The sequence below is a fragment of the Mesorhizobium sp. ES1-6 genome (genome assembly GCF_020164775.1).
GTDB lineage: Bacteria > Pseudomonadota > Alphaproteobacteria > Rhizobiales > Rhizobiaceae > Mesorhizobium.
Genome location: NZ_JAIUGU010000010.1, coordinates 182644 through 207294, shown reverse-complemented (window position 1 = coordinate 207294; position 24651 = coordinate 182644). Strand labels below are relative to the sequence as shown.

The 24651-nt window shown below is 65.4% G+C and carries 24 protein-coding genes; 7 read left to right on the top strand and 17 right to left on the bottom strand.

The genetic code is table 11. The annotated features are described in order from the left end of the window. Nucleotides 1-20: 20 nt before the first annotated feature. On the top strand, nt 21-947 hold the full coding sequence (locus tag LB564_RS23190) for a LysR substrate-binding domain-containing protein (RefSeq protein ID WP_224541229.1): 927 nt from the start codon (nt 21-23) through the stop codon (nt 945-947). 111 nt (nt 948-1058) lie between these two features. On the opposite strand, the gene LB564_RS23185 is transcribed toward LB564_RS23190, so the two are convergent. Then, the gene (locus tag LB564_RS23185; protein WP_224541228.1) at nt 1059-1661 is read right to left on the bottom strand and encodes a hypothetical protein; all 603 of its coding nucleotides are present in this window, start codon (nt 1659-1661) and stop codon (nt 1059-1061) included. 114 nt (nt 1662-1775) lie between these two features. Here LB564_RS23185 and LB564_RS23180 point away from each other — a divergent pair, with 114 nt between their 5' ends. Next, nucleotides 1776-2009, top strand: a complete 234-nt coding sequence (locus tag LB564_RS23180) for a DUF2093 domain-containing protein (RefSeq protein WP_140707082.1) — start codon at nt 1776-1778, stop codon at nt 2007-2009. On the opposite strand, the gene lpxK is transcribed toward LB564_RS23180, so the two are convergent. From lpxK to LB564_RS23150, 6 genes are all read right to left on the bottom strand, one after another. Continuing rightward, nucleotides 2006-3031: a tetraacyldisaccharide 4'-kinase gene (gene lpxK, locus LB564_RS23175; RefSeq protein WP_224541226.1), complete on the bottom strand. Its 1026-nt coding sequence runs from the start codon at nt 3029-3031 to the stop codon at nt 2006-2008. The genes LB564_RS23180 and lpxK overlap by 4 nt on opposite strands. A 1-nt stretch (nt 3032) precedes the next feature. Beyond that, nucleotides 3033-4349: a lipid IV(A) 3-deoxy-D-manno-octulosonic acid transferase gene (gene waaA / locus LB564_RS23170; protein ID WP_140707086.1), complete on the bottom strand. Its 1317-nt coding sequence runs from the start codon at nt 4347-4349 to the stop codon at nt 3033-3035. After that, a complete protein-coding gene (locus LB564_RS23165; RefSeq protein WP_224541224.1) occupies nt 4346-5137 on the bottom strand; it encodes a lysophospholipid acyltransferase family protein in 792 nt (263 codons plus the stop codon). Before LB564_RS23165 ends, waaA begins: the two co-directional genes overlap by 4 nt. Nucleotides 5138-5142: 5 nt before the next feature. Continuing rightward, nucleotides 5143-5388 (bottom strand): DUF4170 domain-containing protein, encoded by a 246-nt coding sequence (locus tag LB564_RS23160; protein WP_140707090.1) that lies wholly within the window; start codon nt 5386-5388, stop codon nt 5143-5145. Nucleotides 5389-5464: 76 nt separating this feature from the next. After that, nucleotides 5465-6268, bottom strand: a complete 804-nt coding sequence (locus tag LB564_RS23155) for a 3'(2'),5'-bisphosphate nucleotidase CysQ (protein ID WP_224541222.1) — start codon at nt 6266-6268, stop codon at nt 5465-5467. After that, nucleotides 6255-7598: a TldD/PmbA family protein gene (locus LB564_RS23150; RefSeq protein WP_224541221.1), complete on the bottom strand. Its 1344-nt coding sequence runs from the start codon at nt 7596-7598 to the stop codon at nt 6255-6257. The genes LB564_RS23155 and LB564_RS23150 overlap by 14 nt, the downstream gene beginning before the upstream one ends. A gap of 174 nt (nt 7599-7772) precedes the next feature. On the opposite strand from LB564_RS23150, the gene LB564_RS23145 reads away from it, so the two are divergent. Next, a complete protein-coding gene (locus tag LB564_RS23145; protein ID WP_140707096.1) occupies nt 7773-8189 on the top strand; it encodes a VOC family protein in 417 nt (138 codons plus the stop codon). A gap of 27 nt (nt 8190-8216) precedes the next feature. On the opposite strand, the gene epmA is transcribed toward LB564_RS23145, so the two are convergent. Next, nucleotides 8217-9263 carry an EF-P lysine aminoacylase EpmA gene (gene epmA / locus LB564_RS23140; RefSeq protein ID WP_224541219.1) on the bottom strand — a complete coding sequence of 349 codons (1047 nt, stop codon included), beginning with the start codon at nt 9261-9263 and terminating at the stop codon, nt 8217-8219. Between the two features lie 114 nt (nt 9264-9377). Here epmA and efp point away from each other — a divergent pair, with 114 nt between their 5' ends. Both efp and LB564_RS23130 read left to right on the top strand, forming a co-directional pair. Further along, nucleotides 9378-9947 carry an elongation factor P gene (gene efp / locus LB564_RS23135; RefSeq protein ID WP_140707100.1) on the top strand — a complete coding sequence of 190 codons (570 nt, stop codon included), beginning with the start codon at nt 9378-9380 and terminating at the stop codon, nt 9945-9947. A gap of 337 nt (nt 9948-10284) precedes the next feature. Next, on the top strand, nt 10285-10827 hold the full coding sequence (locus LB564_RS23130) for a dihydrofolate reductase family protein (RefSeq protein WP_140707102.1): 543 nt from the start codon (nt 10285-10287) through the stop codon (nt 10825-10827). Nucleotides 10828-10844: 17 nt separating this feature from the next. Here the strand turns inward: LB564_RS23130 and LB564_RS23125 are convergent, their stop codons facing one another. The 5 genes from LB564_RS23125 to LB564_RS23105 form a co-directional block, all read right to left on the bottom strand. Further along, complete coding sequence (locus tag LB564_RS23125; RefSeq protein WP_224541217.1) at nt 10845-11714, bottom strand: patatin-like phospholipase family protein; 870 nt, start codon at nt 11712-11714, stop codon at nt 10845-10847. After that, the gene (locus LB564_RS23120) at nt 11711-13093 is read right to left on the bottom strand and encodes a M16 family metallopeptidase (RefSeq protein WP_224559479.1); all 1383 of its coding nucleotides are present in this window, start codon (nt 13091-13093) and stop codon (nt 11711-11713) included. The genes LB564_RS23125 and LB564_RS23120 overlap by 4 nt, the downstream gene beginning before the upstream one ends. Nucleotides 13094-13110: 17 nt before the next feature. Next, nucleotides 13111-14496, bottom strand: coding sequence for a M16 family metallopeptidase (locus tag LB564_RS23115; protein ID WP_224541214.1), 1386 nt, complete (start codon nt 14494-14496; stop codon nt 13111-13113). A 120-nt stretch (nt 14497-14616) separates the two neighbouring features. Further along, entirely contained in the window at nt 14617-15171 is a 555-nt protein-coding gene (gene rsmD, locus LB564_RS23110; protein ID WP_224541212.1) for a 16S rRNA (guanine(966)-N(2))-methyltransferase RsmD, read from the bottom strand. Then, a complete protein-coding gene (locus tag LB564_RS23105; protein ID WP_224541209.1) occupies nt 15168-17231 on the bottom strand; it encodes a pseudouridine synthase in 2064 nt (687 codons plus the stop codon). Before LB564_RS23105 ends, rsmD begins: the two co-directional genes overlap by 4 nt. 180 nt (nt 17232-17411) lie before the next feature. Between LB564_RS23105 and LB564_RS23100 the strand changes: the two genes are divergently transcribed. Then, the gene (locus tag LB564_RS23100; RefSeq protein ID WP_224541207.1) at nt 17412-17861 is read left to right on the top strand and encodes a nucleoside deaminase; all 450 of its coding nucleotides are present in this window, start codon (nt 17412-17414) and stop codon (nt 17859-17861) included. Nucleotides 17862-17898: 37 nt separating this feature from the next. Here the strand turns inward: LB564_RS23100 and LB564_RS23095 are convergent, their stop codons facing one another. From LB564_RS23095 to LB564_RS23085, 3 genes are all read right to left on the bottom strand, one after another. Then, nucleotides 17899-18570, bottom strand: coding sequence for a hypothetical protein (locus tag LB564_RS23095; protein WP_140707115.1), 672 nt, complete (start codon nt 18568-18570; stop codon nt 17899-17901). A gap of 242 nt (nt 18571-18812) precedes the next feature. Beyond that, nucleotides 18813-21797, bottom strand: a complete 2985-nt coding sequence (gene ileS, locus LB564_RS23090) for an isoleucine--tRNA ligase (RefSeq protein ID WP_224541205.1) — start codon at nt 21795-21797, stop codon at nt 18813-18815. A gap of 299 nt (nt 21798-22096) precedes the next feature. Then, entirely contained in the window at nt 22097-22909 is an 813-nt protein-coding gene (locus LB564_RS23085; protein ID WP_224541203.1) for a MipA/OmpV family protein, read from the bottom strand. A 201-nt stretch (nt 22910-23110) separates the two neighbouring features. Between LB564_RS23085 and LB564_RS23080 the strand changes: the two genes are divergently transcribed. Beyond that, nucleotides 23111-23665, top strand: coding sequence for an HdeD family acid-resistance protein (locus tag LB564_RS23080; RefSeq protein WP_224541202.1), 555 nt, complete (start codon nt 23111-23113; stop codon nt 23663-23665). Nucleotide 23666: 1 nt separating this feature from the next. On the opposite strand, the gene LB564_RS23075 is transcribed toward LB564_RS23080, so the two are convergent. Continuing rightward, nucleotides 23667-24647, bottom strand: coding sequence for a bifunctional riboflavin kinase/FAD synthetase (locus LB564_RS23075; protein WP_224541308.1), 981 nt, complete (start codon nt 24645-24647; stop codon nt 23667-23669). Between the last annotated feature and the right edge of the window lie 4 nt (nt 24648-24651).

Below are 24651 nucleotides of genomic sequence, written 5' to 3'. Positions count from 1 at the left end.
ATCGAGGGTCACCTGTGAGTATGGATCACAGCTTAAACAGTCTGCTGCCGCTGGAAACGTTGCGCGCCTTCGACGCTGCGGCGCGCACGGGAAGCTTTTCGGCTGCCGCGGAAAAACTCAACCTCACCCATGGCGCCGTCAGCCGGCAGATCGCCAAGCTCGAGGACTGGCTTGGCCTGAAGGTTTTCGAGCGCGGCGCGCGCGGCGTGACGCTGACCAACGAAGGCAATCGCCTGCATCTCAGGACCACCGAAGCCTTCGCCCTGATCTCGGTCAATTCGGACCGCTGGGTGGAACCGCGCGGCACCGCCGTGGTACGCCTGGCCTCAATTCCATCGGTGAGCGGCCTGTGGCTGATGCCACGCATGGCAGCGCTGGAGAATGATCCTACCCGCCTGCGCATCGTGCTCGACGTCGACAATCGCCAGGCCGATCTCGCCGACGAAGGCATCGATCTGTCCGTCCGCTGCGGCCGCGGCCGCATCCCGGGCCGCGTCTCGGTGCAGCTGTTCGAGGAACATCTCTTCCCCATCGCCTCGCCGGGCCTGGCACGGGAGATCGGGGGGGGCGACCCGGCAAGGGTGCTCAAATTCCCGCTGATCAACGATTCCGACGCGTCGGGGTGGCGCGCCTGGTTCGCCGCGCAGGACATGGACTACCGGCCGCGTCCGCAGGATCGCCGCTTCGAGGACTACAATCTGGTGCTCGATGCCGCGGCGCACGGCCTCGGCATCGCGCTGGCGCGGCCGCCGCTCACCGAACATCAGATACAGTCGGGGCGTCTCGTCGCCGTCGACGCTCGCACGGCGCTCAATCCGGTTTCCTATTGGCTGGATCGTCCGGTCGGCCGGCCGCGCGCGGCCGCCGCCGATCTCGCCAGGCGCATTGCCGAACAGGCCGGGCTTGCGTCGGCCAGGCTGGACGCTTTTCTGCAGGATGACGATTAGGCTTGAAGGCGTCGGCCATCGCCGGCCCGCTTTCAGGACATATGCACTCCAGTGCAATTCCCCGGGGGAAAATGCGTGGCGTTTCCCTGTCGGGAATCGCGTGCACCCTGCTTAACGGAACAGCAAAAGCACGATCGTGGTGGTCACGGCCGAGACGATGGCGGTCACGATCGATATCGTCCACAGCGACGGCGGAACTGGCTCGGATCGTGGGGCATGGCCCGCCGGGCGGCTGGAGGCGCCGCGCGGTCGCGGCGCGTTGGCATTGGCCGCGACCAGCACCGCCGCGGAAGCGACGGCCGGCGAGAATGTGGACAGGGCCGGCACCGCCCCCAGTTTGGGCGTGCTGTCGGTGGCCGTCGTCGGCGGCGGGACGAAGCCGCGCGAAGCCTGATCCGCGTCCGTCCCTGCCCCACCCGTCGAGGCGCGTCCCGGTGCATTGTGGGTGGCGGCGTCAGGTTCCATGACGGCCCGGTAAGCGTCCTCGATCTCCGGGGACGACAGGCGTTGCGCGGTTTGAGCGGCCGGGCGCGGCAGCGAGCCTTGCAGCGCCTGGGTGGCGAACTGCGCCGATTGCACCATCGCCGGCGCCGGCGGCTGGACGAGCGCCTTGACCAGTGCGGCGGTCGCCGGATCGGCCTTGGGCGAAGGCACCGGCTGGGGCGTGAGCGCTTCTCTCAGCAAAGGCGGCATGCTTGCATTGGCGATGTCCATGGCGCTTCCTGACAACCATTGTGCCATAGGGCAATATTACATGAGCATTGCGCCAAGCTTGACCTTGCCCACGATTTATGGCGATTGAATCCCGATGAACTCAAGTGCCATTGCATGATGAACCGTTTCGAAGGCCCCGGCGGCAAGGAAGCCCGCATCCGCTATCTCGATGGCGATTTCCAGGTCACCAGCCCCGGCGCGTTCGTGCGCTGCGCCGTGACCGGCGAGAGCATTCCGCTGGATGAGCTAAAATACTGGAGCGTCGCCAGGCAGGAGCCCTATGTGAGCGCAACGGCTTCGCTGCGCCGTGAAATCGAGGTGCATCCGGAGTTGCGCAAGCGGGGTTAGCCTCTCAACTTGCGCTGCCGCCAGGCGTCGAGCGTTTCCTCGATGATGCGTTCGGGCACGTGGTCGAGTTCGAACACAGTGTCGATTTCCAGCACGTCGAGACGCCCGAGGAAGTCTTTTGAGGCGCCATGGCGAAGCCGGGCGGCGTCCTTGGCGGTGGTGATCAGCCCGAGGCCTTCGTCGCTCGCCGTCGCGGCCAGTTCGGTAAGCTCGTCCTCGGCGTAGAAGTGATGGTCCGGAAAGGGCTTGGACAGGACCACCTCGCCGCCGGCGCCACGCAGGGTGTCGAAGAATTTTTCGGGATGACCGATACCGGCAAAGGCCAGAAACCGCTTTCCGGCAAGCCCGGCCTTGCTGCTTGGCTCCGTGTGGGCCTCGAAGATCGGCCGGCCGGCACGCGCCGCCTGGCGGACCACGGCGTCGGCGGCCGTGCCCTCGCCCATCTTCAGCAGCCCGCTGGTGAAGACCAGTTGGTCGACGATTTTGGCCCTGAGCGGACCGCCCGGGATGACGCGGCCATTGCCGATGCCGTAGCGGGCATCGACCACGACCAGCGCGTAATCGATGTGGATCCGCGCGCTCTGGAAGCCGTCGTCCATGATCAGGAAATCGCAGCCGTGTTTTTCCAGCAAGAGCCGGGCGCCGGCGGCACGATTGGGCGTCACCGCCACCGGTGCATGTTCGGCCAGCAGCAGCGGTTCGTCGCCGACATGCCTGGCGCTGTCGTGGTCGATGTCGACGACATGCGGCTCGGCGAAGGAACCGCCATGGCCGCGCGACAGGAAACCGGGCTTCAGCCGCATGCGCTTGGCCTGCTGGGCGAGCGCGATCGCAACCGGCGTCTTGCCGGTGCCGCCAACGGTGAAATTGCCGACGCACAGAACCGGCGCTTCGATCTTCTCGCGCCTGGCCCGGCGCATGCCGCGGCCGGCGGCAAGCGCATAGATAGCCGACAGCGGCGACAGCGCCAGGACCTTCCAGTCCGGCTCTTCCCACCAGAATGGCGGTGCTTCGGAGGCCATTTTAGCGCCCGTTGGCGCCCTTCAGGCGCGCCTTGACCACCAGCGGCTGGATATAGGGTTCGAGCGATTTGAGCGTGCGTGCGAGCGCGCCGCGCATCTCATCGACGGTCGCGATTCCCGCCGCCATCATCTCGTGGCGCGCCACTTCGTTGGTCAGGAGGAAATTGACGGCGCCAGCCAGCATGTCGCGGTCGCGCACCAGCTTGGCGCCGCCGCTGTCGAGCAGGCGCTGATAGGCCTCGCGAAAATTCTGCACGTTGCGCCCGGCAAGAACCGCGGTGTCGAGCATGGCCGGCTCGAGCGGGTTCTGCCCGCCCTCGGAGGTCAGCGAGCGGCCGACGAAAGCGATTTCGGTCAACCTGAGGTATAAGCCCATCTCGCCGATCGTGTCGCCGAGCAGGATATCGGTGTCAGGCCCGATGCGGTCGCCCTTGCTGCGCCGCGCGACCTTCAGGCCCATGCCGGAAATCTGCGCGGCAAGGGCTTCGGCCCGATCGGGATGGCGCGGAACGACGATCGTCAGCAGGCCGTGGTGGCGCTTGTGCAGCGTCGCGTGGACTTCCGCGGCGACCACTTCCTCGCCATCATGGGTCGAGATCGCCGCCCAGGTCGGGCGATCTCCGATCTGCCGCTGCAAGGTGCCGAGAGCGCGGTCGTCGACCGGCGGCGGGTTGGTGTCGACCTTGAGATTGCCCGACACCGTGACCGGCCGGGCGCCGAGCGCGCGAAAACGCTCGCCGTCGACATCGGACTGGGCAACGACATGAGCAAGGTTTTCGAACAGCGCCTCGGCGATGTTGGCCCGCTTCTTCCACGATGTGAAGGAGCGGTCGGACAGCCTGCCATTGACCAGCACCTGCGGCACGTGGCGGGCACCGAGTTCGAGGATGGTCATCGGCCAGATCTCGGATTCGGCGATGATCGCCAGATCGGGTTTCCAGTGATCGAGGAAGCGGCTGACCGCCGGCTTCAGATCGAGCGGCACATATTGGTGGATGATGCGGTCGCCGAGCCGCTCGTCGACGACCTGGGCCGAGGTCACCGTGCCTGTCGTCAGCACTATGTTGACGCCATAGTCGAGGATGCTTTCGACCAGCGGCACGACGGCCAGGGTCTCGCCGACGCTCGCGGCATGGATCCAGATGACCGGCCCCTCGGGGCGCGGCCGGCCGGCGACGCCGTAGCGCTCGCGCCGACGGTTGCGGTCTTCCTTGCCGCGCGAGGTGCGCCAGGCAACATAGGGGCCGACCAGCGGATAGGCGGCCGCGCCGGCAAATCGATATGCCGACAGCATGGTGCGGGCCCAGCGACCGCTCATCGCGGACCATCCACGAGACGATAGGCCTCGGCGGTCGCCGCGTTGAGGGCGGCCGTCACTTCCTGGCGCTTGCGCTCCATTTCGGCGTCGTCGGCATCCGCCGCCACGAAGATCGGTGCGCCGATGGTCACGGCGGAGCGGCCGAAGGGCAGATTGATGGTGGTCTTGTCCCAGCTCTTCTCCAGCACCTTGCGGCGGCTGGTGGCAATGGCGACAGGCAGCAGCGGCCGGCCGGAGAGGCGCGCCAGAAGAACGATGCCAAGCCCTGCATCGCGCGGCGTACCGTGGGGGATGTCTGCGATCATGGCGACGTTCTTGCCTGCGGTGAGCGACTTTTTGAGGGCGATGAGCGCCTTGGCGCCGCCCTTGTCGAGATGCCTGGCATTGTCGCGCCCACCCGAACCGCGCACCGCCTCGATGCCGAATTTCTCCAGCATCAGCGCGTTGAGCTCGGCATCGGCGCTGCGCGACACCATGGCGACCAGCGGCTTGCGCTTGGGATAATAGGCTGGCGTCAAAAGGTGCTGGCCATGCCACAGGGCGATGATGCCGGGCTCGAACTCGGCGTAGCTGCCGCCCGAGAAGCGCGCCGATCCGGCGACCAGGGGGCTGGTCAGGCGCACCAGCCGCACGAACTGCGCGAGCAGGCTGGCAATGGCGTTCTTGACGAATCGGGACTGCGCGAGCGGTTCGCGAACCCTGCGCCAGAATGCCTTGGTCTTGCGGCTGCCGCCCCTGCTCGTCGGCACGGCGTCGCTGGCTGGCTCTTTCGCCAGGTCATTCTCCATCGAAGTCAACCGGCGACCTTGCTATCGGGGTCCAGCAGACGGTGCAGATGAACGACGAAATAGCGCATATGGGCATTGTCCACGCTGGCTTGCGCCTTGGCTTTCCACGCCGTGTGCGCGGATTGATAGTCCGGATAGACGCCGACGATGTCGAGTGCGTCGAGATCGCGGAACTCCGTGCCGCCAAGCTTCTTCAGTTCGCCGCCGAACACCAGATGCAAAAGCTGTTTCTTTCCGTCTTCCGCGGCCATGTCCGTCCTTCACATATTGTGAGTTTGTGACAGGTCTAGACCAAAGCCGCCGACTTTGGAACCTTTGAAAATGCTTTCAGGCATCCAGCCCGGCGATGACATCAACAAGCACCGCCAGCAGTTCGCCGCTGCCGGCTGCGAGCGCGCCATGGCGGGTCACCTCGCCGGCATAGAGCGGCGCGTGGCCTTGCGGGTTGAGCAATTGGCCGCCGGCCTCGCGCAGGATGAGATCGGCGGCGGCAATGTCCCAGTCATGCGCGTTCGGCTTGACGAAGGTGCCGTCGAGCGTGCCGTTGGCGATCATCGCCAGACGATAGGCGAGCGAAGGGCTGTACGGCGCTCGCACCAGCCGCTGCTGCCAGCCGGCCGGCATCAGGTCGATCAACTGCTTCAGACCGGAAATCTCAGGCCTGTCCCCGAGCTTGCGGACCGCGATGCGTTTGCCGTTGCGGAATGCGCCCTGGCCGGGCAACGCGGAATAGGTCTCGTCCATCGCCGGGCATTCGAGCACGCCGGCGAGCGTGCGGCCGTTCTCGACGACGGCCACACTGACGCACCAGGCGCGCTGGCCTTCGAGGAAGCCGCGCGTGCCATCGATCGGATCGACGACAAAGGTGCGGCGCGCCGAAAGTCGCGCTGGATCGTCGGCGGTTTCTTCCGAAAGCCAGCCATAATCCGGCCGTGCCGCAAGCAGCGTCTGGCGCAGATACGCATCGGCGGCATGATCGGCTTCGCTGACCGGCGAGGTGCCGCCCTTCATCCAGACCTGCGGGTTGTTGCCGAAGTAGCGCATGGCGATGAGACCCGCCTCACGGGCGGCGTCGCGCAGCAGCGGCAGGTCCAGATCCGCGCCCGCGTTGGTCAGGTCATGCTCCGGCAAGGGTCATGCCTTCGATCAGGAGCGTCGGGGCGGCGGTGCCGAAATTGCGGTCGAGGTCATTGCCCGGCACCATGTTGAGGAACATCGTCTTCAGGTTCGAGGCGATGGTGACTTCGGCGACCGGATAGGCAAGCGCGCCATTTTCGATCCAGAAACCGGAGGCGCCGCGGCTGTATTCGCCGGTGACCATGTCGACGCCCTGGCCAAACACCTCGGTGACATAGAAGCCGGTCTTGAGCGAGCCGATCAGATCCTGCGGCGAGCGTTCGCCCGCCTCGATGGCAAGGTTTGTCGACGACGGCGAGACGGAGGAGCCGCCGCGCGCGCCGCGGCCGTTGGTGACGAGCCCGAGTTCCCGGGCCGCCGATGTCGACAGGAACCAGTGGTTGAGGACACCCTTTTCGACCATCAACAGCTTCTCGCCCTCGACGCCCTCGCCATCGAACGGGCGCGAGGCCTGGCCACGGCGCCGCAGCGGCTCGTCGGTGACGGTGATTGCGGCAGCTGCCACCTGCTTGCCCATCATGTCGCGCAGGAACGAGGTTTTTCGCGCGACCGACGCGCCGTTGATGGCGCCGGCGAGATGGCCGGCAATGCCGCGCGCCACGCGCGGATCGAACACGACGTCGACCGGTCCGGTCGCCGCCTTGCGCGCGCCAAGGCGCCGCACGGCCCGTTCGCCGGCCATGCGGCCGATATCCTGCGGCGCGTCGAGATCGGCGAAATGCTGGCGCGAAGAGAATTCATAGTCGCGCTCCATGCCGGTACCCTCGCCGGCGATCACGCTGGCCGAGCGCGAAAAGCGCGAGGCGACATAGTGGCCGAGAAAACCGTGCGAAGTGGCCAGGACCAGCCCACCCAGCCCGGCACTGGCGCTGCTGCCGGCCGAATTGGTCACGCCCTTGACGGCGAGAGCCGCCGCTTCGGCCGCAAGGGCTGCTTCCTTCAACGCGTCGGCCGAAACCTCGGTCGCGTCGAACAGGTCCAGATCGCGCGTTTGCCTGACGAGCAGCGCGGGATCTGCAAGACCCTGATAGGGATCCTCGGGAGACACCTTGGCCATGGCGACGGCGCGCTCGGCAAGCGCCTTCGGATCGGACGCGGCGGTGGCCGACACGCTGGCCACGCGCTGGCCGACGAAGACCCGCAGCGAAACGTCATCACCCTCCGAGGCTTCGGTATTTTCGACCTTGCCAAGCCGCACCGAAACGCCGGTCGAACGGCCGCGCACCGCGACCGCGTCCGCGGCATCGGCGCCGGCACGTTTGGCGGCCTCGACGAGGGCCGCGACGCGGTCCGTCAATTTCGCGGCGTCGAGCTTGTCGGTCATGCACTTGATCCTGTTTCTTCAGCCTGTTCGCAAGGCGGATGCTGTCGCACCATCTATTGTTCCAGTGCCGCTTGTGCAATGGCAGAAGGGCAATCAGGATGCCGTGACCCAATCGCCATCGAAGCGGCCGCGAAGAGCGCACGTCGCAGCTTTTGCCTATATGGAGCCCTCGCCATGACGCCTTTCCATCTTGCCTTTCCGGTCCGTGATCTCGATGAAACCCGAACTTTCTATGGCGAGGTGCTGGGCTGCGCGATTGGCCGCTCCTCGGCGACCTGGGTGGATTTCGACCTTTATGGCCACCAGATGTCGGCGCATCTGCGGCCGCGGGCCGCGCAAGCCGCCAGCGACGGCAAGGTCGACGGCATTTTGGTGCCGATCCCGCATTTCGGCGCCGTGCTGTTGATGGACGACTGGCAGCGCCTGGCGGCGCGGCTGGAAGCGCGCGACGACATCGACTGGCTGGAGCGGCCGATGGTCCGTTTCAAGGGCGAGCCCGGCGAACAGGCCACGCTCTTCATTCGCGACCCCTCGGGCAACGCCCTGGAATTCAAGGGTTTTCGTTCACTGGAGCAGGTTTTCGCGCATTGAGGCGATAGAGGCCACAGCGACCTGTCCTCAAGATGTCGCGACCGGCGTCCAGATCACATCCTCGATCTTGTGTGCTCCGGTCGCCAGCATCGCCAGCCGGTCGAAGCCAAGCGCGATGCCGCTGGCTTGCGGCATGATGGCAAGGGCGGCCAGAAAATCCTCGTCGAGCGGATAGCGCTCGCCATAGATCCGCTCCTTCTCGTCCATCTCGATGATGAAGCGCCGGCGCTGCTCGGCCGCGTCGGTCAGTTCGCCAAAGCCGTTGGCGAGCTCGACACCGCAGCAATAGAGTTCGAAACGTTCGGCGACGCGCGGATCCCTGGGGCTCGGCCGGGCGAGCGCCGCCTCGGCGACCGGATATTCGCACAGCATGGTCGCGCGCCCCTGCCCGAGGAACGGCTCGATCTTTTCCACCAGCACGCGGCTGAACAAATCCGCCCAGCTGTCGTCAGGCGCCGTGCGCAGGCCGGCCTGTATCAAGGCAGCATGAAGCGCGTCCCGGTCGGTGCCGCCATCGGCGGCGACCGTGGCCAGCAGATCGATGCCGGCATGGCGCGAGAAGGCGTCCGCCACGGTCAACCGCTCCGGTTCAGCGAACGGATCGCAGTCGCGGCCGCGGAAAGAGAAGCGCGTGGCCCCTGCCCTCGTCGCGGCCAGCGCCAGCAGATCGGCGCAATCGCGCATCAGGCTCTCATAGGTCTCGCCCACGCGGTACCATTCGAGCATGGTGAATTCGGGATGATGCAAGGGGCCGCGCTCACGGTTGCGGTAGACGGCGCCCAGGCTGAAAATGCGCCGTTCGCCGGCCGCAAGCAGTTTCTTGCAGGCGAATTCCGGCGAGGTGTGGAGATAAAGCGGCGAATGGGCGCCATCGGGCCCGATCACTTCGGTGGCGAAAGCCGCCAGATGCGCCTCGTTGCCGGGCGACACCTGCAGCGCCGCCGCTTCCACCTCGACGAAGTCGTGGCGGGCAAACCAGTCGCGCAAGGCGGCCGTCAGCTTGTTGCGCAGCATCAGGCGCGGGCGGCGGTCGGCGTGGACATGCGGCGTCCACCAGGCCGAAGCAGCGGTCATCAGCGCGCTTCGGTTCGCCGAGGGGGCTGGCGGTTCGCGCCAAGATGCGCTAGGCCCCCATCCAGCGCCGCGCAAGCCGGCAAACGCCCGTCAACTCTCGCAGGATTTAAAACCGTGGTGAAAGTCATCGCCAGTTCGCTCCGCAAAGGCAATGTCGTCGACAAGGACGGCAAGCTTTATGTGATCCTCTTTGCCGAAAACATCCACCCAGGCAAGGGCACGCCCGTGACGCAGCTCGACATGCGCCGCATCGGCGACGGGGTGAAGGTGTCGGAACGCTACCGCACCACCGAGCAGGTGGAGCGCGCCTATGTCGAGGAGCGCGAGCACACCTTCCTCTACGCCGACGGCGAAGGCTATCACTTCATGAACCCGGAAACCTACGACCAGGTGGCGGTGTCGGAAGCCGTGGTCGGCGACGCCGCTCCCTATCTGAAGGAAGGCATGCCGGTACAGGTGTCGCAGTTCAACGGCATCGCGATCGCCCTGGTGCTGCCGCAGCGCGCCACCTTCGAAGTGGTCGAGACCGAGCCGACGACCAAGGGCCAGACGGCGTCGTCCTCCTACAAGCCGGCCGTCCTTTCCAACGGCGTGCGCACTAACGTGCCACCCCACATCGCGCCCGGCACCCGCGTGGTGGTGATGACGGCCGACGGGTCGTATGTGGAGCGGGCGAAGGACTGAGGCGGCTCCTGAGGCGTGATCGAGGATCGAACAACGCTCCGAACCTCACCGGGAACGCATTTTAGCTTCGGGACGGCCGCATAGGCAACCGCACTGGGGCATGCAGCGCCAAAGTCAGTCTTGGGAGCCTACTGCAGCATGTCGCGGCGAATAGGATCGCTCGACCCGCTGTGAGCTTCCGATTTATGCATGTCGTTGTCCCTGAACCGAGGACACTTCCGGGCGGCATGCGGTAGGCCGGAGAAATTCCTCCTCCGGCAAGATTGTCCTCGATATTTTCTTACGCAGCGTAGCAAAAGGCGCGCACGGTTCGTCCTTTGAGCGAAGGGAGAACGCCATGCGGAAACTTATCGTCACCGAATTCATCAGCGTCGACGGCGTTGCCGAGGTCGAGAGGCTTCCGGCCGTTGTCTGGAACGACGAGATGAACAGGTTCAAGGAGGATGAGCTTGCCGACAGCGGCGCCATGCTTTTGGGACGCACGACCTATGAGATTTTTGCCGGCTCGTGGCCGAGCGAAACCGGAGATTTCGCCGACCGGTTCAACGCGCTGCCGAAATATGTCGCCTCGACCAGTCTGAAGGCGCTCGATTGGAAACCGGCGGAGTTGCTCAAAGGTCCCTTGCCGGAAGCCGTGAGGGCGCTGAAGCACGGCAGCGGTGGCAACATCTATGTGCATGGCAGCCTCAGCGTCGCGCGGGAATTGCTGCGCCACGGTCTGGTCGACCGCATCAGGCTGCTCAGCTACCCCGGCACCGTCGGCCAGGGCAAGCAGCTGTTCCCGCTGGGCGAACAAGTGCCGCTCAAGCTGATTTCAGCCGCCCCCTTCACGAACGGCGTAGTGGCGATCGAATATGCGCCTCTGGCTGCGAAGCCGTAAGCTGGTCAGCGCCAACGTTACCCGGCCTTCTTCCGCCGCTTTCCCTTGACGGCGACGCCTTCTCGCACCTCCACCGCCCTCTCGACCTGCCGCTTCAGCTCATCCTTGATCTCGGCCGTCTCGCTCATTAGGGCGTCGATCTTCATAAAATCGAGCACCCTATATTTGGACACCGCCGGGCGGACCAGTATGTCAGGCTGGCACTGTTTCAACTTGTTGGCGATGATCGACTGCATCATCAATTGCGTGGCGCCGAACATCAGGTCGACGGAGGTCGGCTGCTTGCGGTCGGCCTCTTCCGGCGCGCCGACGACGTCGACGCCGATGATGATGTCGGCATCCTTCTCGATCAGGTCGAAGGGCACGGGGTTGTAGATGCCGCCGTCGATCAGCAGCCTGCCGTCGCGCGTCACCGGGCGGAACACGGCGGGAATGGCGGCCGAAGCGGCAAGGGCCGAGTGCAGGTCGCCATCGTCGAACACGGCGAGCTTGTGGCCGAAATAATCGGTCGCCGTCACCTTCAGCGGGATTTTCAGTTCGGCGAAGGTCTCGGGAATGGCCTCGGGCAGGAAGGCCTTGAGGATGCGCTCGACGTTGAACTGGCTGACGCGGATGCCGTTCTGCATGGCTTCGGCGATCGTGCCCGGCCGCGCCCGCCACATGCGGCTCGCCACCTCGGCGCGGCGGCCGAGGATCGATCGGGCATAGTCGTGGATGTCCTTGCCGCTCATGCCGGCGGCCATGCCGGCGCCCATGATGGCGCCGATCGACGAGCCGGCTATCGCCACCGGCTTGATGCCGAGCTCGTCCAGCGCCTCGATGACATGGATGTGCGCCAGACCGCGCGCGCCGCCGCCGCCGAACGCTATGCCGAAGGTCGGGCTCATCCCTTGCCGGCTCCCGCCAGTGGGGGGCCGACCACCATGATGGTCGGTTCGGTCGTCAGCAGCTTCTTCGCCGCCGCCTTGACCTCATCGATCGTCACCGCGTTGATATAGCCGGCCCGGCGCTGCATGTAGTCGATGCCAAGGTCGTCGAGCTGCAGTTCGACCAGCGTGGCGGCGATCGAACTCGACGAATCCAGATTGCTGATGGCATAGGCGCCGATCAGATATTTCTTGGTCGCCGCCAGTTCGGCCTCGGTCGGACCGTCCACGGCCAGCTGCTTGACGACGTCGCGCACGATGCCGAGCGTCTCGGCCGCGCGATCCGAGCGCGTCCCGGTGGTGACGATCAGTGCGTTGGCATGGTCCTGGTTGACCAGCGAGGAATTGACGCTGTAGGCGAGACCGCGCTTTTCACGCACCTCCTGGAACAGGCGCGAGGTGAACGTTCCGCCGCCGAGGATCTCGTTCATCAGCACGGCCGGGAAGAAATCCGCCGCCTTGCGCTTCACGCCTGGCCAGGCAAGCTGCAGCGAGGTTTGCGGCAGGTCGTAATTGACCTCGATGTGCTGCGCCAGCTTGGGCTCGATATCGGCAACGGGGCTGAGCGCCTGGTTTTGCGGCAGGTCGCCGAACACCATATCGAGCTTCTTCCCAAGCGTCTCGGGGTCGATGGCGCCGACCACCGCGATATGCAGGCCACCGCGCGCGAAGACCGCCTTGTGCAGCGCCTTGAGATCGGCCTGTGTGATGGCGGCGATGCTTTGCCTGGTGCCCTGGTCCGAACGCGAATAAGGGTGGTCGCCATAGACGGCGCGCGCCCACCGGTTTTGCGCCACCGTGTCGGGATCGTTCTCGTTGGCAATGATGCCCGACAGGACCTGGGCACGGATGCGGTCGATAGGCTCCTGGTCGAAGCGCGGCTCGTTGACCGCCAGACGCAACAGGTCGAACGCCTCGTCGCGCTGTTCGGCCAGCATGCGCATGGAACCGTAGATGCCATCGCGGGTCTCGTCGAAGCTCATCTCGGCGCCGGCATCGTCGAGCCTGATCTGGAAGGCTTCCGAATCGAGCGGACCGGCACCCTCGTCGAAGAGACCGGTCATCAGATTGGCGAGACCTTCCTTGCCCGGTGGATCCTGCGTCGAGCCGCCGCCGAAAACGAAACGGACGGCGACGATCGGCACGGAATAGTCCTCCACCAGCCAGGCTGTGACACCCTTCGGCGAGGTAACGGACTGGATCTCCATGGCACGGGCGGCAAGCGCGGGCAGAACCAGGAAGAGGACGGAGAGGAAGAGGGTTGCGAAAGTGGTGGCCACGCGCGGTCTGCCCTTCTCCCCTTGTGGGAGAACGGAAGACACTGTCGCCGCCTCGCGCATATGTATGGCGTGCATCATCAATTCCCCGCCTGTTGCTGCGGCAAGAGATAGCCTGATGTCGAGCGGGCCAGCACGAGATAGCGCGCGGCAACGGCCTTGACCTCATCGGCAGTCACCTTGCGGATGCGATCCGGCCATTGCTCGACGTCCTGCACATTGCCGCCGGTGGCGAGCGTCGAGCCATAGATGTTGGCCATGGAGTCCTGCTTGTCACGGGCAAAGATCATCGACCGGACATAGCGGTCCTTGGCCTTTTCGAGTTCATCCGGGGTGACGCCGTCGCTGGCGATACGCGCCACCTCCGCGTCGACCGCGGCCTCGACGTCGGCCAATTTGGCGTCGCCGCGCGGCGCGCCGTAGACGGTGAAATTGGTGTCGTCGAGCATGGTGCCCTGGAAGTACGCGCCGGCGCTGGAAGCAATGCCTTGCTTGACGACCAGCGCCTGATAGAGCCGGCTGCGGTTGCCGCCACCGAGGATTTCGGCCAGCAGGTCGAGCGCCTCGGCCTCGCCCGGCTTGGCCGTATGGTAGGACGGCACGACCCATTGTGTCGAGAAACTCGGCACGCTGACGCGGGCGTCGGAAAGCGTGACCGTGCGCCTGGTGTTCTGCTCAGGTTCGACCGGGCGGACGCGCGGCGGCAGGTCAGGCCCGCGCGCCACCTTGCCATAGGTCTTCTCGGCCAGCGTCTTCACCGTGTCCGGTTCGACGTCGCCGGCCACGATCAGCACGACATTGTTGGGCCGGTAGTATTTATTGTAGAAGTCGGTGGCATCGACGCGGTTCAACTGCTCCATCTCCTGCATCCAGCCGATGACCGGAATGCGATAGGGCTGGTTCTGCCACAGCGTGGCATCGACCTCTTCGTCGAGCACGGCCTGCGGATTGTTGTCGATGCGCGAGCGGCGCTCCTCGAGGATAACGTCGCGCTCGGTCTTGATGACATCGTCTGTGAGGATGAGGTTGCGCATGCGGTCGGCCTCGAAGCTCATCATCAACTCGAGGGCGGACGGCGCCACTGTCTCATGGAAGGCGGTGTAGTCGTAGGAGGTGAAGGCGTTGTTGGAGCCACCAATATCGGAGACGGCGCGGTCGAACTCGCCGGCCGCGTGGTGGGCCGTTGCCTTGAACATCAGATGCTCGAAGAAATGGGCGATGCCGGATTTGCCCGGCGGCTCGTCGGCGCTGCCGATCTTGTACCACACCATATGGGTAACGATCGGCGCGCGGTGATCGGGAATGACGACCACTTCCATGCCGTTGTCGAGCAGGAAATCCGTGACCTTGAACTCGGCGGCCTTGCCATTCGTCGGAGCGCTGTCGGCCAGTACCGGACCGGGCGCTACAAAAGCCAGGGAGGTCGCGAGCAGCGTTCCACGCAGCCATTCAGTTCTGGATGTCATCGATGGCTCCGGTTTCATGCAGCGGACGATAGGCAAGGTGCCGGCGACAAGCAAAGTGAATTGTTGGTCATGTTGCCGGCAAAGGCGGCGGCAAAGAGGCCACGGCGGAAAGCAGGCGTATCAGGCAGCCTCGATGAAACGGATGATAGTCTCGCCGTAGTTGCGCTCATCGAGCACGGAAAAGCCCGGCCCTGGCTCGAAGGGCGCCACTGCCGCCTCCTCGACCACACAAAGCGCGCCGGGGCGCAGCCAGCCGCCGGCCCTGGCGGATTGCAAGGCAAGCTCGCCAAGGCCCTTGCCATAGGGCGGGTCGGCGAAGACGAGGCTGAATGGCGCCAGCGTGCCGGCCTCGCCAAGGGCGGTCGCGTCACGACGGAAGATCTTGGTGCGTCCGGTCAGGCCGAAAGCCTCGACATTGTCGCGGATCAGGCCACGGCCTTCGGCCGATTCCTCGATGAACACGCCATAGGATGCGCCGCGCGACAAGGCTTCCAGGCCAAGCGCGCCGGTGCCGGCGAACAGATCGAGGACGCGGGCCCCGTCCGATTGTCCGGCGAAGCGATGCGCCAGAACGTTGAAGACGGCCTCGCGGGTGCGGTCGGTCGTCGGACGGATGGCGCTGCCGCGAGGCGTCGCCAGCGGACGCCCGCGAAACTCGCCGCCAACGATTCTCATCTTGTGCGGGGGCCCTTGGGGCCGCCGCGCGGCCGCTCGCCGCCACCGGCCGGTCGCTCGCCACGCGGCTTGCCGAACGGCTTGTCGCCGCCCGGTTTGCCGCCGGGCTTGCCATAGGACGGCTTGAACGAGGCCTTGCGCGCCTTTGCTTCCGCTGCCTTGGCGGCATCCGCTTCCGCCCTGCCCTTGCCGATCGGCCGGGCGCCCGGCGCCATCCAGACATTGGCTTTGCGCTGGCCCGGCGGCTCGATCGGCCGCTGCTCGCGTTCGGACTTCTTGCCGCCGCCCCGAGGCTTGTCGCCGAAGCCGCCCCGAGGCTTGTCGCCAAAACTTCCACGCGGCTTATCGCCAAAGCCGCCACGTTCCGGTCGCGGACCGCGATCGCCGAAGCTCTTTTCCGGTCTCTCGCCCCTGTCGGGGCTGGTCGACAGTTTGCCCAGCGCCTCGTCGCGGCTGCCTTCCCGACGCTTGCGGTTCTTGATCAGGCCGCCCTCGCCGATCGGCCGCCGCTCGCCGTCGCGCGTGAACTTCGGCCGTTCGGGTTCGGCCTCACGGACTTCGGTGCGCCGCACGGGCTGGTTGGAAAACGGTTTTGTTATCTCGGCGTCGAAATTGGCGCCGGATTCCTCGACCAGACGCTCGCCGAGCTGATCGCGCAGCACCCTGCCCTTGATCTCCAGCACATGACCTTCGGCGAGATCCTCGAGCTGGAACGGGCCGTAGGAGATGCGGATCAGCCGCGTGACGTCGAGGCCGAGCGCGCCGAGGATGTTCTTGACCTCACGGTTCTTGCCCTCGCGCAAACCGATCGTCAGCCAGGCGTTGGAGCCCTGCTCGCGATCCAGGCTGGCTTCGATGGCGCCGTAGAAGACGCCGTCGACGGCAATACCTTCACGCAGGCCGGCGAGCGCGCTTTCCTCGACCTTGCCGTGGACGCGCACGCGGTAGCGGCGCAGCCAGCCGGTGGCCGGCAGTTCGAGCACGCGCGACAAGCCGCCGTCGTTGGTCAGCAGCAGCAGGCCCTCGGTGTTGATGTCGAGCCGGCCGATGGTCATCAGCCGCGGCAATTCGGCCGGCAGCACGTCGAAAACGGTCTTGCGGCCTTCGGGGTCGCGGTTGGTGGTGACGACGCCGGCCGGCTTGTGGAACAGGAACAGGCGCGTGCGTTCGATCGGCGGGATTTCCATGCCGTCGAGATGGATGATGTCACCCGGCATGACGTTGAAGGCCGGTGAAGACAACGCCCGGCCATTGACCTTGACGCGGCCGGCGGCGATCAGTTCCTCGGCGTCGCGGCGCGAGGCGAGGCCGGCGCGCGCCAGCCGCTTGGCGATCCGCTCGCCGGCTTCTTCCGGGGCATCGGCAGGCCGCGGACGCGGCTTGAAACCGCCGCCCGATGCGCCTTGCGGCCGATCACCGAAATCACGCTTGGGTCTGTCGCCGCCAAAATCCCGCTTCGGACGATCGCCGAAATCACGCTTGGGACGGTCGAAGCGCTTTTCGCCGCCCGCCGCCGAAGCGGAAGCCGGGCGATCGCCACGCGGGGCATAAGGCTTGCGCGGCCCTTCGCGCTTCTCATAAGGCTTGCGCTCGCCCTCGGCCGCCATTGGACGGTCGCCGCGCGGGGCGTAGGGCTTGCGCGGCCCTTCGCGCTTCTCATAAGGCTTGCGTTCACCCTCGGCCGCCATTGGACGGTCGCCGCGCGGGGCGTAGGGTTTGCGCGGCCCTTCGCGCTTTTCATAAGGCTTGCGCTCGCCTTCAGCCGCCATCGGACGGTCGCCGCGTGGTGCATAAGGCTTGCGCGGGCCCTCGCGCTTTTCGTAAGGCTTGCCTTCGGGGCGCGGCCCCTTGCTGAACGGCCTGTCGCCGCCCTTGAAGTCTCGCTTCGGCCGGTCGCCATCGGCGGCCATCGGCCGATCGCCACGCGGGGCATACGGCTTTTTCGCACCAAAGGACGGCTTGCCGCCCTTGCTGGCATCGCGGCCACGTGCACCTGCCGATTTCGGGCCACTCCTGCCCGGGCCGCCTTTGCGCGGAGATTTCTTGTCGTTGTCGTCCATGTGGCCTTTGTCCGTTTGCGCTGCTACAGCGTGGCGCATCCGTTCGGCGCGCAACGAACGCTGTAGCATTTTTGATTTGGCGCATGATCATTCCCGAAAATCGAGTCCGATTTTCAGGTTGATCCGCTCCATAACAGGATCACCGCCGGGTGGCGAGGATATAATGGGAAGACAAACCGCTTGAAGAACCCGGATTTCATGGCCCTGGCTCTGCAGGAGGCCGAAGCAGCGGCCGCGCGCGGCGAAGTGCCGGTCGGCGCGGTCATCGTCAACGGCGGCACGGTCGTTGCCAGTGCCGGGAACCGCACGCGCGAGCTTGCCGACCCGACGGCGCACGCCGAAATGCTGGTGATCCGCGCAGCCTGCGGCAAACTCTCGAGCGAGCGGCTCATCGGCCACGATCTTTATGTGACATTGGAACCTTGCGCCATGTGCGCCGGGGCGATCTCCTTCGCCAGGCTGCGCCGTCTCTACTTCGGTGCTAGCGACGAAAAGGGCGGCGCCGTGGTCAACGGCGTGCGCTTCTTCGCTTCCTCGACCTGCCACCACACGCCCGACGTCTATCCGGGCATGGCCGAGACCGAGGCGGGCCTGCTGCTGAAGGATTTTTTCAGAGGACGTCGAGACTGAGCCAAGCCCGCCGCAAGACCAAGCGGCGCGACTGTTCTTACCGCAACCAGTCGAACCAGCCGCCCTTCTTGCCCTCGGCCTTTGCCTTGAGGGCGCGTTCTTTCTTGTATTCGTCCTCGCCAAGTTCGTTCTGCGGTGCGGCATCGGAGGCGACACGGTAGGCCAATGGCGGCTCGCTAAGGTATTTGCGCGTGTTCGGATCGCCCTGCTTGCTGTCGGCAAGGCGGCGCTGGATCTCGGCGGCGCGGCCCTTGTCGGAATCGGCGGGTTTCCACGCCGGCGGGTGGCTGGATCCTGATTCCTCCATCGCCCTTTTCACAGAAGCCGGATCCGTCTGCACGTCGTCGACGATCTCCGACTGGTAGGCCGGGTCATTCTGGTGCGCGGTGGCGTCGGCGCGCAGGCGCGCGCGGCGCTGCTCGGGCGATTCGGGCCAGCCGGCGTTTGCCGTCTGAATGCTTTCCTGCGGGGCAGGCAGCGCTTCCTTCTGGCCAGGTGCAGGCTTCACCAAGGTAGGACGCGGCTTGTAGTCGATCGGGTCCCTGCGCTTCGGCGCGAAGGAAACGGCGCCTGTCAGATCGCCGGCCAGTTGTTCGGCGGCGGTCTTGTCGGTGCCATAGGTCGGAGAGCCCATGCAGCCCGATAGAGCGAGGCCCGATGCGACAAGCGGCGCCAGCAGCGCAAGGCGCGCGTTATATCTTTCGGTCATGCCAAAAAGTCCCACTCTAGACAGCCTCTCGATCGCACCGGCTTTGCGTCCGGTCCCCATCGTGCAAGCACTTGCGACGGAAATCCGGCGACAATTTGTCTTCCGGAGTTTCGCGTGTTTACCTCAACCACTCGTTAAGGGCAACGCGCGGGCGGATTTGCACCGCCCGGCGTGGCATTCGTGCACTATTGATTGGTGCATGCCATTGTCCCAAAACCGCTATGCACTTTGGGCGACATGCATCAGACCCTTCCGAGCGCCTTCAACTCGTGCAGCACCGCGGCATCACGGGCCGAGAGATCCGGGAACTCCGGATCCTGCCCGACATCGGCCGTATAGCGCCAGGAACGCGCGCATTTGACCAGACCGCGATTCTCTGCTTTCTCCACCACCACGGCGACGCCCTTGACGTCGTCGAGGGCAAAGGCGGTTTGCGGCGCCTGGCCATGGGCAATGACGAGATCGCTGGTGATCGCCATCTCGGCCATGTCGACGTCCGATATCGCCGCTTCGAGCGCCGCATCGTTGATCGTCACCACCGGTACAGCCTCCAGCGAGGAGCCGATGACCTTCTGGGCACGCGCGATCTCGAGCGCGCCGGTGACGACGCGACGCACCTGCCTGACCTTGCGCCATTTCTCCGCCAGCGCCTCGTTCTTCCAACCCGCCGGGATGAGCGGGAACTGGTCGAGATGCACCGAGACCGCATCGGGGTGACGGTCGAGCCATGCCTCTTCCATGGTGAAGGGCAGCATCGGCGCCAGCCATTTCACCAGGCAGTCGAAGAGGTGGCGCACCACCTGGACCGACGCCTTGCGCTTCACGCTCGACGGGCCGTCGCAGTAGAGTGCGTCCTTGCGGATGTCGAAATAGAAGGCGGACAGCTCGACCACCATGAAATCGAGCAGCGCGCGCGTGACGCGCTTGAACTCGAAGGCGTCGTAGCCCTGGCGGACCACCTCGTCCAGCTCCGCCAACCGGTGCAGCATCAGCCGCTCCAGCTCCGGCATCGTCTCCAGGGGCACATCCTCGCCATCGTCGTGAGCGAGCGTGCCCAGCATCCAGCGGATGGTATTGCGCAGCTTGCGATAGGCGTCGATGTTGGTCTGCAGCACGTTCTTTCCGAGCCGCTGGTCTTCCCAATAGTCCGTCGTCACCACCCAGAGCCGCAGGATATCGGCGCCGGACTGTTTGATCACATCCTGCGGCACGACCGTGTTGCCGAGCGATTTCGACATCTTGCGGCCATCCTCGTCCATGGTGAAGCCATGGGTGACGACGGTGTCGTAAGGCGCCCTGCCCCTGGTGCCGCAGCTTTCAAGCAGCGAGGAGTGGAACCAGCCGCGATGCTGGTCGGAGCCTTCGAGGTAGACGTCGGCCGGCCATTTCAGGTCGGGCCGGTCCTCCAGGGTGAAGACATGGGTCGAGCCCGAATCGAACCAGACGTCGAGAATGTCCATCACCTGCCGCCATTTGGAGGCGTCGTGATTGCCGAGGAAGCGTTCCTTGGCACCCGGCGCGAACCAGGCGTCGGCGCCTTCCGTCTCGAAGGCGTCCATGATGCGCTGGTTGACCGCCTCGTCCTTCAGCACATTGCCGTCCTCGTCGGCGAAGACGGCGATCGGCACGCCCCAGGCACGCTGGCGCGACAGCACCCAGTCTGGGCGCTCCTCGATCATGGCGCGGATGCGGTTCTGGCCGGCCGCCGGCACGAAACGCGTGTCGTCGATCGCCTTCAGCGCGCGGCTACGCAGCGTGGTGCCGTCGCCGAGGTCCTTGTCCATGTAGACGAACCATTGCGGCGTGTTGCGGAAGATGACCGGCTTCTTCGAACGCCATGAATGGGGATAGCTGTGCTTCAGCCGGCCGCGCGCGAACAGCGCGTTGCGCTTGATCAGCTCGTCGATGACCGCCTGGTTGGCGTTGCCCTTCTTGCCATTGTCGTCGATGACGCGCGTAGCCCCACCCTCGCGATCCGGGCCGAAGCCCGGCGCGTCCTTGGTGAAGAAGCCGGCATCGTCGACGGTGAACGGGATTTCGGTGTCGATACCGCGTTGGCGCAGCGCGGGCGCGGCGTCCATCCACGCATCAAAGTCCTCGCGGCCATGGCCCGGGGCGGTGTGCACGAAGCCGGTGCCGGCATCGTCGGTGACATGGTCGCCCGCAATCATCGGCACCGGAAATTCATAGCCGCCACCGAGGCCCTTGAAGGGATGCGAAAGCACAAGGTTTCCAAGCTGTTCGGCGCTGATGCCGTGAAGGCGCTTCAAGGTGACCTTGGCCTTGGCCTGGCTTTCCTCGGCCAGCGCATCGGCAAAGATCAGCTTCTCGCCTGGCTGCGGGCCAAACGCATTCTCGGCCGCCGTCACCTCGTAGAGGCCATAGGCGACGCGCGGCGAATAGCTGACGGCGCGGTTGCCCGGGATGGTCCATGGCGTCGTCGTCCAGATGACGACATGGGCATCGAGCAGATCAAGCGAGCGTCCGCTCAGGCCCGGATCGAGTTCCGCCGGCTGGCCGTCCACGACGCTGGCGACAGCGAGATTGGCCACCGGAAACTTCGCCCAGATCGTGTCGGACTCGTAGTCCTGGTACTCGATCTCGGCCTCGGCGAGCGCCGTGCGTTCGACGACGCTCCACATCACCGGCTTCGAACCGCGGTAGAGCTGGCCGGACATGGCGAATTTCAGCAATTCGCCGGCGATGCGCGACTCGGCGTGGAAGGCCATGGTCGTGTAAGGGTTCTTGAAGTCGCCGATGACGCCAAGCCGCTGGAACTCGCCACCCTGTACCGAGATCCAGTGCGCGGCGAACTCCCGGCATTCCTTGCGGAATTCGTTGACCGGCACCTCGTCCTTGTTCTTGCCCTTGGCGCGGTACTGCTCCTCGATCTTCCATTCGATCGGCAGGCCGTGACAGTCCCAGCCAGGCACATAGTTCGAGTCATAGCCGCGCATCTGGAACGAGCGGGTGATGACGTCCTTGAGGATCTTGTTCAGCGCGTGGCCGATATGGATGTTGCCGTTGGCGTAGGGCGGGCCGTCATGCAGCACGTATTTCGTGCGCCCCGCCGCGCCCTCGCGCAGCTTGCGGTAGAGGTCCATGTCCTGCCAGCGCTTGACCAGCACCGGCTCCTTCTCGGGCAGGCCGGCGCGCATCGGAAACTCCGTCCGCGGCAGGTAAAGGGTCTTGGAATAGTCGATCGTTGATTGGTTCTGGTCGGTCATTGGTCTGCCATGTGCATGCCGGGCCACGTGGCTTGCGGCTTGGAATTCTACTTTACACGCGTGCCGTTCCCCAAAAACGGGCCCACTCCTGGGCGGCACGCCTTGATGATCTGGCCTTGATGATCTGGAAAAGCGCGAGAGGCCGCGCGCAATAGTCCCGGCTGCTCCAACAGCCTTCAGGCTGCCGGGAACACCGGGCTGGTAATTCGTATTGTCGGCGCGTGAAGGCGCGAAAAGCTCGTCATTGCTGGGCTTTTAGCGGAGAAGAGCGCAGGAATAAAGCGTCTCGTTCGATTCACTTACATCTTGAAGTCGAAGCGATAGGTGGTCGACACGCCGACCATGAACTGGTTGCGGTCGCCGCGCTCCTTGACCAGGCTGGAATCGGCGGCAGGACCCTCGAGGCGGGAATATTCGCCAAACAGGCTGGCGGTCATCGGGTCGGTCACCTTCCAGGTCACGGCGCCGCCGAGGCCGACGGATTTGAGGCCGCCGCCGGGATTGTACCGGCTCAGGCCGGAGGCCACGGCTTCCTGCGCGTCGACGCCGTAATAGGCATCGAAATAGTTCGCCGAGGCAAAAGACACGCGCGGGCCACCCGAAATCCTGACAGTTGGCGTCACGTCGTAGAAGGCATCGGCGGCGATGTCGGCGACAAAGCCATTATGGGCACGGATGCCATGCCGCAATTCGGCCCGCGCACGCATCCAGTCCGTCGGATAGAATTCGAAGAAGCCGCCGACCTCGCCGCCCCAGCGCACCGGGTCGAGCCCCTTGAGTTCGTCGGCATCGCCGTCGTCACGCGAGAACAGGAACTTGCCGGTCAGGCCGGCGCGGACGCCGCCGTCGTCGATGAGCGCCAGCGAAATATTGTCGTTGCGCGACGTGAAACGCGCCTGGGGACCGGCCTTGCCCAGCGAAATGATGGGCTGGGCGCTCAGCATGTACTTCTTGCCGCCCTCGAAATTGGGCGCCACCAGGCCGGTCGCGCCGACGGTCAGATACCAGTCGCCGGACAGCCAGCCGAAAGCGCCGTCGCCGGCCTCGGCCGCGCCCGACGTCGCCAGCACGACAGTGGCCACGGCTAAAGAAATCTTTCCGACCTGACTCATGGTCACTCCACTAACACGATACAACCGTCCTGCGATGACAGCTTTGACGAGGCTTTGGTAAAATTTGATTTAAGGGCGAGACATCCGGCTGGAATTGCCTGCCAACGGGGCCTGCGCCATCGCCCCAGCGGCCGGCTGGACGCGGGTCGGCACCAAGCGTAACCTCACAGCATCCCAGCGGTCTTCAACGGAGGTGGCGACATGACCTTGCACGGCGATGCACTGGAGAACGCGATCGGCAAGACGCGGGACAAATGGGGATGGTTCGTCGGCCTCGGCGTGTTGCTGCTGATCCTCGGCGGCATCGCCTTCGGCAATCTGTTCATCGCCACGGTGGCTTCCGTCTATGTCGTGGGTTGGCTGATGCTGGTGGCCGGCATCATCGAGATCATGCATGCTTTCGGGGTCAAGACCTGGGGACGCTTCTTCTACTGGCTGCTCAGCGGACTGCTTTATGCGGTGGCCGGGTTCTTCGCGTTCGACAATCCGCTGCTGGCCTCGGCGGTACTGACTTTCCTGCTGGCCGTCGCGCTCGTCGCTTCCGGCGCGCTGCGGGCCTGGGTCGGCTACAGCCACCGTCCCGAGCGCGGCTGGGGCTGGATCGTCGCGGCGGGCGTCATCAGCGTGCTTGCCGGCCTGATCATCGCCATGGGCTGGCCGGTCAACAGCCTTTGGGTGCTCGGACTGTTCCTGGCGATCGACCTGATCTTCCAGGGCTGGACCTTTATCGCCGTCGGTTTGGCCCTGAAGAAGTAGCTCAGAACGCCACGGATGCGTCGAGGCCGGACAGCGGCTTGACGCCGCCCAGCAGGGCGCGGGCCTCGACTTCATCGCGCTTCATCTGCACGACCAGTGCGTCGAGCCCGTCGAACTTGATCTCGCTGCGCAGGAAGCCGAAGAACGAGACCTCGCAAGTCTCGCCATAGAGATCGCCGGAAAAATCGAAGACGAAGGTTTCCAGGAGCGGCGCGCCATGGTCGTCGACGGTCGGCCGGCGGCCAAAGCTGGCGACGCCGTCGTGCAGCGTACCGTCGGCGCGCCGGAAGCGTACGGCGTAAATACCTTCCTTGAGCGTGGCCGCCGCCGGAAGCCTCATATTGGCCGTGGGAAAGCCGAGCGTCCGCCCGAGCTGCTGGCCGCCGACAACCTCGCTTTCCACCGTGAAGCGATAGCCGAGCAGACCGGCGGCCTCGGCCACCTCGCCCTCGCAAAGCAGGGCACGGATGCGGCTCGACGAAACCACCTCGGCGCCTTCGTCGCGAAAGGCATCGACGAGGGTGACACCGAAGCCATGGCGCTCGCCCGCGGCCATCAGATAGGCCGGCCCGCCCTGGCGGTCCTTGCCGAAATGGAAATCGAAACCGGTCACGGCGTGGGTGATGCCGAGCGTCTTTTCCAGCACGTCGGTGACGAAGGCTTCCGCCGACAGCGAGGCGAAGTCGCGCGTGAAAGGTTGCTCGACCAGCGCGGCAAAGCCCAGCAGCGACAGGAGCCGCGCCTTCATCGGCGGCGGCGTCAGCACGAAAAGGGGCAAATCAGGCTTGAAAACCGTTCGCGGGTGCGGTTCGAAGGTCAGCACCAGCGCCGGCACGCCACGCCGCTCGGCCTCGCCCAAGGCGCGTTCGAGCACGGCCTGATGGCCACGGTGGACGCCATCGAAATTGCCGATCGCCACGACGCCGCCTCTCAGATCGGCGGGCAGCGGCGCGGTTGTCGTAAGATGCTGGAACGCGACCATCGCC